The sequence below is a fragment of the Kitasatospora sp. NPDC051170 genome, assembly GCF_044455705.1.
Lineage (GTDB): Bacteria > Actinomycetota > Actinomycetes > Streptomycetales > Streptomycetaceae > Kitasatospora.
Genome location: NZ_JBITFA010000004.1, coordinates 352,569 through 365,310 on the forward strand (window position 1 = coordinate 352,569; position 12,742 = coordinate 365,310).

At 71.9% G+C, this 12,742-nt stretch carries 11 protein-coding genes; 6 read left to right on the forward strand and 5 right to left on the reverse strand.

From position 1 onward, the window contains the following. Positions 1-14: 14 nt before the first annotated feature. A complete protein-coding gene (locus ACIBCA_RS11780; RefSeq protein ID WP_396282706.1) occupies positions 15-1,013 on the forward strand; it encodes an ADP-ribosylglycohydrolase family protein in 999 nt (332 codons plus the stop codon). Between the two features lie 4 nt (positions 1,014-1,017). Here the strand turns inward: ACIBCA_RS11780 and ACIBCA_RS11785 are convergent, their stop codons facing one another. Next, on the reverse strand, positions 1,018-1,656 hold the full coding sequence (locus ACIBCA_RS11785) for a hypothetical protein (RefSeq protein WP_396282707.1): 639 nt from the start codon (positions 1,654-1,656) through the stop codon (positions 1,018-1,020). Between the two features lie 92 nt (positions 1,657-1,748). On the opposite strand from ACIBCA_RS11785, the gene ACIBCA_RS11790 reads away from it, so the two are divergent. Further along, positions 1,749-3,074: a serpin family protein gene (locus tag ACIBCA_RS11790; RefSeq protein ID WP_396282708.1), complete on the forward strand. Its 1,326-nt coding sequence runs from the start codon at positions 1,749-1,751 to the stop codon at positions 3,072-3,074. Positions 3,075-3,100: 26 nt separating this feature from the next. On the opposite strand, the gene ACIBCA_RS11795 is transcribed toward ACIBCA_RS11790, so the two are convergent. The 4 genes from ACIBCA_RS11795 to ACIBCA_RS11810 form a co-directional block, all read right to left on the reverse strand. Continuing rightward, positions 3,101-4,243 carry an ADP-ribosylglycohydrolase family protein gene (locus tag ACIBCA_RS11795; RefSeq protein WP_396282709.1) on the reverse strand — a complete coding sequence of 381 codons (1,143 nt, stop codon included), beginning with the start codon at positions 4,241-4,243 and terminating at the stop codon, positions 3,101-3,103. 43 nt (positions 4,244-4,286) lie between these two features. Then, a complete protein-coding gene (locus ACIBCA_RS11800) occupies positions 4,287-5,567 on the reverse strand; it encodes a DUF2786 domain-containing protein (protein ID WP_396282710.1) in 1,281 nt (426 codons plus the stop codon). A gap of 118 nt (positions 5,568-5,685) precedes the next feature. Beyond that, positions 5,686-7,335 (reverse strand): transporter, encoded by a 1,650-nt coding sequence (locus tag ACIBCA_RS11805; RefSeq protein WP_396282711.1) that lies wholly within the window; start codon positions 7,333-7,335, stop codon positions 5,686-5,688. After that, positions 7,332-8,138 carry an ABC transporter ATP-binding protein gene (locus tag ACIBCA_RS11810; RefSeq protein ID WP_396282712.1) on the reverse strand — a complete coding sequence of 269 codons (807 nt, stop codon included), beginning with the start codon at positions 8,136-8,138 and terminating at the stop codon, positions 7,332-7,334. The genes ACIBCA_RS11805 and ACIBCA_RS11810 overlap by 4 nt, the downstream gene beginning before the upstream one ends. Before the next feature lie 271 nt (positions 8,139-8,409). Between ACIBCA_RS11810 and ACIBCA_RS11815 the strand changes: the two genes are divergently transcribed. From ACIBCA_RS11815 to fusA, 4 genes are all read left to right on the forward strand, one after another. Beyond that, complete coding sequence (locus tag ACIBCA_RS11815) at positions 8,410-8,973, forward strand: DUF1707 and DUF4190 domain-containing protein (RefSeq protein WP_396282713.1); 564 nt, start codon at positions 8,410-8,412, stop codon at positions 8,971-8,973. 583 nt (positions 8,974-9,556) lie between these two features. Continuing rightward, a complete protein-coding gene (gene rpsL / locus ACIBCA_RS11820; protein ID WP_014144289.1) occupies positions 9,557-9,928 on the forward strand; it encodes a 30S ribosomal protein S12 in 372 nt (123 codons plus the stop codon). A gap of 2 nt (positions 9,929-9,930) precedes the next feature. Beyond that, a complete protein-coding gene (gene rpsG, locus ACIBCA_RS11825; RefSeq protein WP_030055803.1) occupies positions 9,931-10,401 on the forward strand; it encodes a 30S ribosomal protein S7 in 471 nt (156 codons plus the stop codon). Positions 10,402-10,440: 39 nt separating this feature from the next. Next, positions 10,441-12,546: an elongation factor G gene (gene fusA / locus ACIBCA_RS11830; protein WP_396282714.1), complete on the forward strand. Its 2,106-nt coding sequence runs from the start codon at positions 10,441-10,443 to the stop codon at positions 12,544-12,546. Positions 12,547-12,742 lie beyond the last annotated feature (196 nt).

Consider the following 12,742-nt stretch of genomic DNA (forward strand, 5'->3'; position numbering starts at 1 on the left):
GAGGGGGGACGGCCGTGGGCAAGGCGACGGGGGCACTGCTGGGGCTGGCGATCGGGGACGCGCTGGGCAAGCACACCGAGTTCCAGGAGGTCGAGGAGATCGCCTGGAACTGTCCGGACTGGCGTCAACTCCCGCTGCCCAGACCGGCGTTGGTCACCGACGACACCCAGATGACCCTCGCCCTCGCCCGGGGCCTGCGCACCGCCCTGGAGCGCGGTCCGCTGACCCCGCTGCGGCTGGAGCGGCCCGTCCGCGAGGAGTTCGTCGAGTGGTGGCGCTCCCCGGAGAACAACCGCGCCCCCGGCATGACCTGCATGCGTTCCTGCTGGCGGCTCAGCGTCCCCGAGAAGCGCTGGCAGGACGCCAGCGACGCCAACTCCAAGGGCTGCGGCGCCAACATGCGCGTCGCCCCGATCGGGCTGGTCCGCGACCTGGACGCCCGCCAGCTCTCCGGCGCCGCCCAGCTGCAGTCCGCGCTCACCCACGGCCACCCCACCGCGCTCGCCGCCAGTGACCTCACCGCGTACGCCGTCCGCCGGCTCGCCGAGGGGGTCGCCCCGGCGGCGCTGCCCGCCGTGCTGCGCTCCTACGCGCTGGCGAGCCGGCACCGGTACGACGAGTTCTGGCTCGGCGACCTCGCCGCGCACTGGCAGGACCCCTCCCCGCAGGCGGCCGTCGAACGCGGCTGGGCGGAGTGCCTCGGCGTCCTCGACCGCCTGGACGCCGCCCTCGCCGCGCCCGACGTCGAGGCCGACCCCTGCCTGGCCACCGGCGAGGGCTGGATCGCCGAGGAGGCGTTCGCCACGGGCCTGCTCTGCTTCCTGCTGCTGCCCGACGACCCGGTGGCCGCCGTCCGCCGGGCCGCCTACTCCAGCGGCGACTCCGACTCCCTGGCCTGCCTCACCGGCGCCTTCGCGGGCGCCCACCACGGGGAGTCGGTCTGGCCGAAGGAGTGGGTGGAGCGCATCGAGCACCGGGACGAGTTGCTCGCGTTCGGGGCGCTCTGGGACTGACCCGTCAGGCCTCGCCGCGCAGGCGGCGTGCCACGGTCTCGACCAGCGTGCGGAACGCCGGCACCGGTGCCATCGCCGAGCCGCCGAGCCCGAGCGCGCCCTCGGGCAGGAAAGCGACATGGCAGCGCCGGCACAGGTAGGTGGCGCTCCAGGCCGTGGCCAGCGACGGCTGGACCACCGAGTACTCCTGGAACTCCCGGCGGAGGCGACGCCGCTCCTTGGCGCGCTTGAGGGTCAGGGCCACGGTCGCGATGAGGAACGGGCCGCCCAGGAGGCCGAAGACCAGCAGCGAGCTGCGGAGGGCATCGGGCTCGTTGGACGTCAGCAGCGCCGGCAGCACGATCACCGCGGCCCCCAGGACGAACGCGACCAGAATGGCGAGCCCGCACCCTCCGCCGGGTCTCGCCAGCCGCGGCACCGGCGGCGGGGCGATCTGGTCCGCCAGCCGGCTGCTGGTGGAGCCGGAGGTGTAGACGGTCGACCTGCCGAAGGTCGAGACGGGACCCACCCCGCGCGCGTACCCGACCCCGGAGCTGAAGCCCGTGCTCTGCCCCGAGTAGGTGCTGGTCTGTGACTCGTAGACGCTCGGAACGCTGCTCACCTGATCAAGCGTCCCGCACTGCGGGCAGTCGATTCTGCTCATGATCCCTCCCCCGGGGCCGGTCCTGCGGCAGCTGATCATGGCACAGCTCGGCGGCGGGGGAACCTCCTGGGCATCCGTCACGTCGAAGGGCCATGACGAACAGCAGCACCTCCGTACGCAGCGCGGCCCGCCGCCGCCCGGCGGCCCTGCTCCTGGCCGCCGCCCTCGCCGCGCCGCTGCTCACCGGCTGCGGCAGCACCGGAGCCGCCGCACCCCCGGTGGTGCGCGTCTCCGCGCCCAAGGACCGGCCGGCCGTCGACCCGGCCCGGAAGGAGGCCGTCGCCAAGGCCACCGACGCCTTCGGCCTCGACCTCCTGCACACCCTCGCCGCCGACCCCGCGGGCAGCGGGCGCAACATCGTCATCTCGCCGTCCGGCCTGGCCACCGCCCTCGCCATGCTGCTCCCCGGCGCCCGCGGCGCGACCGCCGAGGAACTCGCCAAGGCCCTGCACACCGACCTCGACCCCAAGCAGTACGCCCTGGCCACCGGCGCGCTCAACGCCCCCGTCGCGAAGACCGGCAAGACCCTCCTGCGCCAGAGCGACGACCTGTGGATGCAGAAGGACCTGGCCGTCGAACCCGACTACCTGACGACCCTCGCCACTGCCTTCGACACCGGCGTGCACACCGTCGACTTCCGCAAGAACCCGCAGGACGGCCGCAAGCAGATCAACGCGGCCGTCGAGAAGGCCACCGAGGGGCGGATCAAGGAGCTCTTCAACGACCAGCAGATCACCGACACCACCAGGCTCGTCCTCACCGACGCCCTCTACCTCGACGCGAAGTGGGCGTCCCCGTTCAAGCCCCAGGCCACCGCCGACCGCACCTTCCACAAGCTCGACGGCACCGGCCCCTCCGTCCCGACCATGAGCCGCCTGGACACCCTCAGGTACGCGGACGGCTCCGGCGGCATCGTCGGCGAGCCCTGGCAGGCCGTCGAACTGCCCTACGCGGACAGCACCCTGGTGATGGACCTGATCGTCCCCGCCCAGGGCGGCTTCGCGGCCTTCACCAAGGGGCTGGACCAGCCGCAGCTCGACCGCATCCTCGGCGCCCTCACCGAGCGGTCCGTCGACCTGCAGTTGCCGCGCTTCCACTTCGACACCGCCAACGAGCTCACCCCGGCGCTGCGGGCGCTCGGGGTGAAGGCGGCCTTCGACGACGCGGACCTGCACGGCATCGCCAAGGAGCCGCTCGCCGTCGGCACGGTGGTGCAGAAGGCCACCGTCCAGGTCGACGAGGACGGCACGGTCGCGGCCGCCGGCAGCGGCGTCGGGATCAAGGCCGCGGGCGCGCCCGCACCGCAGCAGCGCGCCGAGCTGCACATCGACCGGCCGTTCCTGTTCCTGATCCGGGACGCCTCCGGCGGGCGGCCGCTGTTCCTCGGCCAGGTCACCGACCCGCAGGCCGCCAAGTAGGCAGGCCGCCGCTACCAGGCCGCCCGCTACCAGGCCGGATAACGCCCGCCCAGCGCCGGGTGGTTCGGGTCGCGGCTGCCGAACAGCACCAGCAGGTCGTCCGCGACCGTCAGCAGCTCGGCCCGGCCCTCGATCGCCCCGACCCACTCCTCGGGCAGCGCCGAGGCGCCGTACGCGGCCCCGACCAGGTTGCCGCAGACGGCCCCGACCGAGTCGCTGTCCCCCGAGTGGTTGACCGACAGCCGCAGCGCGGTGCGCACCGGGTCCGGGTCCAGGGTGGCCGCCAGCAGCGCGTACACCGCCATCGCCAGGCACTCCTCGGCGACCCAGCCGAGCCCGACCCGCTCCACCGCCTCCGCCGAGGGCTCCGACTCCTGGGCGATCCGCACCGCCCGGGCCAGGGCCTGCACCGTCTCCTTGGAGGCGGGCAGCTCCCGGATCTGCTCCACCGTCCCGCCCACCGCCGCCCACGGCTCCACACCCTGCGCCAGCCGCTCGACCAGCGCCGCGAAGGCCCCCGCCGCCAGGTACCCGGTGGGGTGCCCGTGGGTCAGCTGGGCGCACTGCACGGCCAGCCCGAAGGACTGCTCCACACCCAGCCGGGCCAGCCCGAACGGCGCCGAACGCATCACCGTGCCGCAGCCCTTGGAGCCCGGGTTGATCGGCCCGGGCCGCCCGATCGCCGCCGGCGCCTCGAACTCCGGATGCTCGGACACCCCGCTCAGGCAGGCGTTGCCCGGCGCCCGGCGCGCGTACAGGAACGGCTGGCGCAGCAGCCAGCCGTCGTACGGGCGTTGCTGCGGCTCGGCGTCCGGCTGCGGCTGGTACTGCGTCCGCAGCCAGCGCCGGTAGGCGCCGTGGACGGCCTCCGGCACCGAGCCGCCGCCGCCCGACCAGCCGCGGACGAAGCCGCGGATCAGGCCCTCGGCGGTGAACAGCGTCATCTGGGTGTCGTCGGTGACCTCGACCGGGCCAGGCCCGGCGGGCAGCTCCCGGACCCCGTCCGGCCCGAACTTCTCCTGGATCTGGTGCAGTTGGAGGAACTCCACCGGCCAGCCCAGGGCATCGCCGATCGCGCCGCCGAGCAGCGCCCCGCGCACCCTGTCCCGGTGGCCTGAATCCGGATGGGCTGAATCCGGATAGGCCGACTCCGCCGTCAGGTCCGTCACGTCGAATCCCCCTTCGTTCGCGGCGGTGTACGTTCTACCAGGTTCAGCGCCTGATCTGCCCGGCGCGCCCGTGCAGGGCCGCCCGGTCCGCCGCCGCCCGTCCGGCCGCCCAGCCCCCGCCGTCGCTCACCCGCACCCGCTGCGAGACCAGCTTCGGGAACATCCGGTCGACCTGCTCGTCCACCGCCTCCGAGCGGGCCGCCAGCGCGGGCAGCAGCCGCTCGTCCGGCAGCAGCTGCTCCTCGGTGCCGTCCTCGCGCAGGTGCCGCCCGGCCGCCGCCGCGCGCGTCGCCCGCTCGGTCGCGGCGGTCAGCCGCTCGCGGATGCGGGCCGCGTACGCGACCAGGAAGGACTGGCGGAACGCCTTGCTGCGCGAATCCTTGCGCGAGCCCGCCTTGTTGAGCGCGTGGGTGGCCTGCACCAGCAGCGAGGTGTAGAGCAGTTCGACGCCGTCCAGGTCCCCGTCGAAGCCGATCACGGTGCAGAAGCCGAACTCCTTCGCCCACACCACCCGGCAGCGGTTCGCCGCCGCGACGGCGTCCAGCAGCATCGTCTTGGGGCCCTCGTACGGGTTGTCCACCCCGATGCGCACCGCCGCCGGGGCGTCCCGGTCGGCGCCCGCACCGGCGGCCGCGAGCAGCGCGTCGTCGATGCTGTGCTGGGCCATGAGCTGCTGCGCCTTCGCGGTCAGCGCCTCGGCCTCCTCCGGGAACTCGGTGGACTCGGCCTTCGCCAGCAGCGCCCGGATGCGGGCCAGCATCCGGGGCTCGCCCGTCACGGGCTCGGACGCGCGCCGCGTCCCGGAAGCCTGCCCCGGCGCCGGACCGACCGGGGCGATCGGAGGCAGCCGGCCCCAGGTCCGCAGCAGCTCCAGGGCGGCGGTGGCCAGCGCGAAGCGGTCCAGCCGGTGCCGCAGGGCGAAGGCGGCCAGGTACTCCCCGTCCTCGGACCACCACACCTCGACGGCCAGCTCGCGCAGCTGCTCCTGCCAGCGCCGGTCCAGGCCCGCGGCGCTGTGGCGGCGGCCCTCGGCGGCGATCAGGTCCACGGCCAGGGCCAGGTGGACGGGCTTGAGGTCCCGCCGCACCACCCGCACCACGTCCGCCGGGCGCCATCCGGCCGACCAGCAGCGGCCCACGGCGGTGTCCGCGAAGCCGAGCAGCGCCCGGGCGACCTCCGGCCACCGGTCGGCCGAGGCCGCCAGCGAGGAGGCCCCGGTGTCCAGCGCCACGTCCAGCATCTCGTCGGGCGCCGTCAGCACCGCCCGCACGGCCGTGTCCAGCAGCGCCCCGGCGCCCTCGTCCTGCTCCGCCCGCCTGCTCACGACCTGCCTCAGCTCTCCTCGACGACCCGTTCCATGATGCCGGAGCGGCCGGGGAGCCGACGGGGACGCCGGAACGCCCGGCCCCACCGAGGGGGCCGGGCGTTCCGTGGGGCGGGTGTCAGCGCTCGATGGCGCGGGCGAGGATCTCCGGGGTGCGCAGCAGCAGCCGGGTGGCGGCGAAGCGGATGCCGAGGGTGGCGATGAGCGCGCCGTAGAGGGGCCCGGCCAGGAGCAGGGGCCAGGTCGGGGCGTCGGTGCCGAGGGCGATGCCCAGGTAGGCGATGCCGGGCAGCGCCAGCACGCCGACGCCGAGCATCGAGCCGAACTGGTTGAGCAGGACCAGCCCGCTCTGCCCCGGCGCGGCGTTGCGCATCGGGCTGCTGTCGGCCGGCATCGCGTACGGCGCCAGCACGCTGAACACCGCGCCCAGGGCGACTCCGCAGCCGAGCAGGCACAGCGCCAGCCCGATCGCGGAGGGCAGGCCCGCCCAGTCGCCGGTCACGGCGGCCAGGACCAGCCCGAGCACCAGGACGACCGGCACGGCGTACGAGAGCACCGCGTACGCGCGGCCGCGCAGCTCGTCCCGGGCGTCGGCCGGGGTCCGCAGGGTGCTGGCGACGATCCAGAACGCGGAGCCGTCCATGCCGAACAGGTTGAGCATCTGGAGCCCGAGGAACACCCCGGTCATCGCGAGCAGGTAGACGCTCGACCAGCCCTGGACCACGGACATCACGCAGATCACCAGCGTCATGCCGATGCTGGTGAACACCGCGGCCTTGGCCCTCGGCTCCCGCCAGGCGTACCGCAGGTGGCGCTGCATCACCGCGCCGACGCGGCCCTCGGGCAGGAAGCGCCAGCCGCGCGACCGCTGCACGCCGCGGGCGACGTCCAGGGTGGAGGAGTCGCCGGTGACCATCAGCTCCTGGAGGCTCCGGCGCCACCAGCGCAGCAGCAGGAGGAGCAGGGCCGCGGTCGCGGCGAGCTGCAGCAGCGCGAGCCCGTACCGGCCCTCGCCGGCGGTGCGGCCGGCGTCGGTGGCGCTGATCGGCGGTATCCAGCGCAGCACCGAGGCGATCGGTTCGAGCGGGCTGAGGTCGAGGGTCCCGTCCTTGCCGGGGCGGCCGAAGATCGTCTGGGAGCCGAGGTTGGCGACCTGGACGAGCAGGGCGAAGGCGAGCCCGCCGAAGATCGCGAAGTCCTTGCCGCGCCGGCTGGAGAGCATCCGGGCGTTCCCGGCCGCGACGGAGCGGGAGAGCGTGACCAGGCAGAACAGGGTGAGCGGCACGCCGACCACCGCGAACACCGCGGAGGCGCCGCCGCTCGCGCCGGACAGCGCCGCGCCGGTCACCAGCACCAGGTTGATCACCGGCCCGGGCCCGACCAGCGCGGCCAGCAGCGAGCCGCGCAGCAGCGGGCCGGGCCGCAGCGGCAGCATGGTGAGCCGGGTGGGGTCGGCGCTCTCGTCGCTGGAGAACAGGAACAGCGGCAGCGCGGCCCAGCCGAGGGTCATCGTGCCGAGCAGCATCACCCCGGTGTCCCCGGAGCCGTCGAACTTCCCGTTCATCATGGCCATCGCGAAGGCGATGCCCCCGGCGAAGGCCAGGCCGACGAGGCCCCCGATGACGAAGACGGCGGTACGGCCGGGGCTGCGCCGCAGGCCGTTGCGCACCAGCCGCAGCTTGAGCGCGACCAGGGCGCGGACGACGGTCGGCCCGTCCGGCACCTGGTGGCGGTCGGCCGGGGCGGCCGCGCCCGGGGCCGCGGTCACTGCCCGCCCCCGAGCCAGCCGAGGGCCTGACCGTCGTCCTCGCGCACGCCGATCAGCCCGAGGAACGCCTCGTGCAGGCTGGTTTCGCCGCGGACGGCGTCCAGCGGGCCCTGGGCGATGACCCGGCCGGCGTTGACGACGGCGACCCAGTCGCAGAGCTGCTCGACGAGCTCCATCACGTGGCTGGAGAAGACGACCGTGGAGCCGGCGGCCGCGTACCGCTTGAGCACGCCGCGGATGGTCTGCGCGGAGACGGGGTCGACGCCCTCGAAGGGCTCGTCGAGGAAGAGCACGTCGGGGTTGTGCAGCAGCGCGGCGGCCAGGCCGATCTTCTTGCGCATGCCGGTGGAGTAGTCGGCGACGAGCTTGTCGGCGTCGCGCCCGAGGTCGAGGACGGTCAGCAGCTCCTCGGCCCGGCGGTCCACCTCGGCGCCGGGCAGGCCCCGCAGCCGGCCGACGTACTGGAGGAGCTCGCGCCCGCTGAGGCGCTCGAACAGCCGCAGGCCCTCGGGCAGGATGCCGATCCGGGCCTTGACGCTCACCGGGTCCGCCCAGACGTCGGTGCCGTGGACGAGCACGGTGCCCTGGTCGGGCCGGAGCAGCCCGGTGACCATGGACAGCGTGGTGGTCTTGCCCGCGCCGTTGGGGCCGACCAGCCCGATGAACGCACCGGCGGGCAGCTCCAGGCTGAGCCCGGCCACGGCGGCCTGGCTGCCGAAGTGCTTCCACAGGCCCTGGATGCTGACGGCGGACGGGGTGCCCGGCCCGGGCGGGTTCGACGACTGCGGCGCTGACGCCTGCATGGCTGCCTTCTTCTTCTTTTTCGTTGACCGCATTGACGGTGTCGACCGTGTTGACTTCGGTTCTGACCTGGTGTGACCGTATCCGTCGGGGTGACCGGTTGTCGTCCGAGTTGAGCGACATCGGAGCTTGCCGTCCGGCGGGTGACGGAGGAGCGGAAGCGGGATGTCCGTTTCTGCGGTGGTGAATTGGCAACTACTCAGCCGGGCCGTTCGTCCTGCACTATGAAACTCAGCGAGCACACGACCGCGACTGCGGTGCCGGAGGTGGCGGATGTCCGTTCAATCGTGGGGAGACCCCGGTTCCCAGCAGCCCGCAGGCCAGCACGGGATGCGCGCCGGGCACGCGGACCGGGACCGCACGGTGGACGTGCTGAAGGCGGCCTTCGCCGAGGGCCGGCTCTCCGTCCAGGAGTACGAGCACCGCCACGAGGCCGCGGCCGCCGCCCAGACCTACGGCCAGCTGGCCGCGCTGATCGCCGACCTGCCCTCCGGCCCGGTGCCGGGCCCCGCCCCCGCGGTGCAGAACGTCCCGTCGACGTTCCTGCCGCCCCCGATGCCCATGCCCATGCCCATGCCGATGCACATGCCGCGGCCCACCAACGGGCTGGCGATCGCCTCCTTCGTGTTCGCCCTGACGGGCATCGGCGCCCCGGTCGCCGTGATCGCCGGCCACATCGCCCGCGGGCAGATCCGCGAGCGGCACCAGGACGGGGACTGGGCGGCGGTCACCGGGCTGATCCTCGGCTACCTGGGCCTGGCGTTCTGGGGGCTGATCATCCTGCTGGGCATCGTCGCCGTCGCGTCCAGCGGCTCGCACCCCAGCCCGGGCTACTAGGCCCTGTCCGGGCGATCTTGCCGGGCGCGCGACGCCGGATCATCCCGCCTGGACGCACGGCCGAACCGCCCAAGTACGTCCAGTACGAGGGCGGTCCGGCCGCACGCCCAGCCGGGCGCCCGACGCCGCGCGCTGATCCGACAAGATCGCCCGGACAGGGCCTAGGCGCTCCTTCCCCGGGTGGCGGCCGCCACCCGGCTGTGGTAGAGCGGGTGAGAGGCGGTCCGACACCGCCCCGTCGCGTGGGGGACATCCCCGTGACACCCGCCCGAGGGCCGCGACCTGCGGCGTTGCATTTGTTTTGACCGCGCCCCATGCGCTAGGTACGCTCTGACCTTGTGCCTGGGGTGTCCCCGGGTCCTTGTGCGTGCATGCACACCGGTCGCCGCGCCGAGCCGGAGCGCCTCCAAGCTCTCCGCGCGTTGAGCGCCGTCGCTGTACATCAGCTCATGGGATTCCGTGCCGGAATAAAACCCAACACACCCGACCGCGTGGGTCGACCACGGGGCCGTGTGCGAGGGAGATGTCCGGATCACCGCAGGTTAGTTCCACCAAGCCTTGGCACACAGAAAACGGAGAAACGGTGCCTACGATCCAGCAGCTGGTCCGAAAGGGCCGGCAGGACAAGGTCGAGAAGAACAAGACTCCCGCGCTGAAGGGTTCCCCGCAGCGCCGTGGGGTCTGCACGCGTGTGTACACGACCACCCCGAAGAAGCCGAACTCGGCTCTCCGCAAGGTCGCCCGTGTGCGCCTCACCAGCGGGATCGAGGTCACCGCTTACATCCCGGGCGAGGGCCACAACCTGCAGGAGCACTCCATCGTGCTGGTTCGCGGTGGTCGTGTGAAGGACCTTCCTGGTGTCCGCTACAAGATCATCCGCGGTTCGCTCGACACCCAGGGTGTCAAGAACCGCAAGCAGGCCCGCAGCCGCTACGGCGCCAAGAAGGAGAAGTAAGAATGCCTCGTAAGGGCCCCGCCCCGAAGCGCCCGGTCATCATCGACCCGGTCTACGGCTCCCCGGTCGTCACGCAGCTGGTCAACAAGATCCTGCTGCACGGCAAGCGTTCCACCGCCGAGCGGATCGTCTACGGCGCCCTCGAGGGCGTCCGTGAGAAGACCGGTTCCGACCCGGTCGTCACGCTCAAGCGTGCGCTGGAGAACGTCAAGCCGGCCCTCGAGGTCAAGTCCCGCCGTGTCGGTGGCGCGACCTACCAGGTTCCGGTCGAGGTCCGTCCGGGCCGCGCCAGCACCCTGGCGCTGCGCTGGATGGTCGGGTACTCCCGCGCCCGTCGCGAGAAGACCATGACCGAGCGCCTCATGAACGAGATCCTCGACGCCAGCAACGGCCTGGGCGCTTCCGTGAAGCGTCGCGAGGACACCCACAAGATGGCCGAGTCCAACAAGGCCTTCGCGCACTACCGCTGGTAGTCCCTACCCCGTCACTAGACAGAGAGAGAACGAGCCACCATGGCTGCAACCTCCCTTGACCTCGCCAAGGTCCGCAACATCGGGATCATGGCGCACATCGACGCGGGCAAGACCACCACCACCGAGCGGATCCTGTTCTACACCGGTGTGTCGTACAAGATCGGTGAGGTCCACGATGGCGCTGCCACCATGGACTGGATGGAGCAGGAGCAGGAGCGCGGCATCACGATCACGTCGGCCGCGACGACCTGTCACTGGACGGTCGACGACGCTGACCACACCATCAACATCATCGACACCCCGGGTCACGTCGACTTCACCGTCGAGGTGGAGCGCTCGCTGCGCGTCCTCGACGGTGCCGTGACCGTGTTCGACGGTGTCGCCGGTGTCGAGCCCCAGTCCGAGACGGTGTGGCGTCAGGCCGACCGTTACGGCGTCCCGCGCATCTGCTTCATCAACAAGCTGGACCGCACGGGCGCGAACTTCTTCTTCTGCGTTCAGACCATCGTGGACCGCCTCGGCGCGACCCCGCTGGTCATGCAGCTCCCGATCGGTGCCGAGTCGGACTTCCAGGGCGTTGTCGACCTGGTCCGCATGAAGGCGCTGGTCTGGTCGGCCGAGGCCGCCAAGGGCGAGATGTACGACATCGTCGACATCCCGGCCGAGCTGCAGGAGCAGGCGGACGAGTACCGCGAGCAGCTGATCGACACCGTGTCCAACGTCAGCGACGAGATCATGGAGCTCGCCCTCGAGGGCGAGGAGATCCCGGTCGAGCTGCTGCAGGTCGCGATCCGCAAGGGCACCCTGAACTCGGACTTCACCCCGATCTTCTGCGGTACCGCCTTCAAGAACAAGGGCGTTCAGCCCCTGCTCGACGCGGTCGTCAAGTACCTCCCGTCGCCGCTGGACATCGAGTCCATCGAGGGCACCAAGCCCAACGACCCGGAGACCAAGATCTCGCGCAAGGCGTCGGACGAGGAGCCCCTCGCCGCCCTGGCGTTCAAGATCATGTCCGACCCGCACCTGGGCAAGCTCACCTTCGTCCGGATCTACTCCGGCCGCCTGGAGTCCGGCACCTCGGTGCTGAACGCCGTGAAGGGCAAGAAGGAGCGCATCGGCAAGATCTACCGCATGCACGCGAACAAGCGTGAGGAGATCGAGTCGGTGGGCGCCGGCGACATCGTCGCCGTCATGGGCCTGAAGCAGACCACCACCGGTGAGACGCTGTCCGACGAGAAGAACCCGGTCATCCTGGAGTCCATGGACTTCCCGGCCCCGGTCATCCGCGTCGCGATCGAGCCCAAGTCCAAGGGTGACCAGGAGAAGCTGGGTGTCGCCATCCAGCGTCTCGCCGAGGAGGACCCGTCCTTCCAGGTCAACACGGACGAGGAGACCGGCCAGACCATCATCGCGGGTATGGGCGAGCTGCACCTCGAGGTGCTGGTCGACCGTATGAAGCGTGAGTTCAAGGTCGAGGCCAACGTCGGCAAGCCGCAGGTCGCGTACCGCGAGACGATCCGTCAGGCCGTCGAGCGCATCGACTACACCCACAAGAAGCAGACCGGTGGTTCCGGTCAGTTCGCCAAGGTGCAGATCGCGATCGAGCCGCTCGAGCAGGCCGAGGGCTACGAGTTCGTCAACAAGGTCACCGGTGGCCGCGTTCCGCGCGAGTACATCCCGTCGGTCGACGCCGGCTGCCAGGAGGCCATGGAGTTCGGTATCCTCGCCGGCTACCCGCTCCAGGGTGTCCGCGTGAGCCTGCTGGACGGTGCGGCGCACGACGTCGACTCCTCCGAGCTCGCGTTCAAGATCGCCGGTTCGATGGCCTTCAAGGAAGGCGCGAAGAAGGCCAAGCCGGTCCTTCTCGAGCCGATGATGGCCGTCGAGGTCACCACGCCCGAGGACTACATGGGCGACGTGATCGGTGACATCAACTCTCGCCGTGGCCAGATCCGGTCCATGGACGAGCGTCACGGTGCCCGCGTCGTCACGGCGCTGGTGCCCCTCTCCGAGATGTTCGGCTACGTCGGTGACCTGCGCAGCAAGACCTCTGGTCGCGCGAGCTACTCGATGCAGTTCGACTCGTACGCCGAGGTCCCCAAGGCCGTGGCCGAGGAGATCATCGCCAAGTCCAAGGGTGAGTGAGTCCGGCTTCGCCGGCTCCGGATCAGCCCGATAATTCGGGATGATTCCGACCCCTTAGGCTATTAGGAGGCGACCCGGGGGAATCCGGACAGGATTCCCCCGGGGCCTCCGGCCCCCACCCGCGGGACGGTGCGAGGTGCTCACGCACCCGGACCAAGCCCGATCAAAGACCAACTGACGTCAGCACGGCGTACAG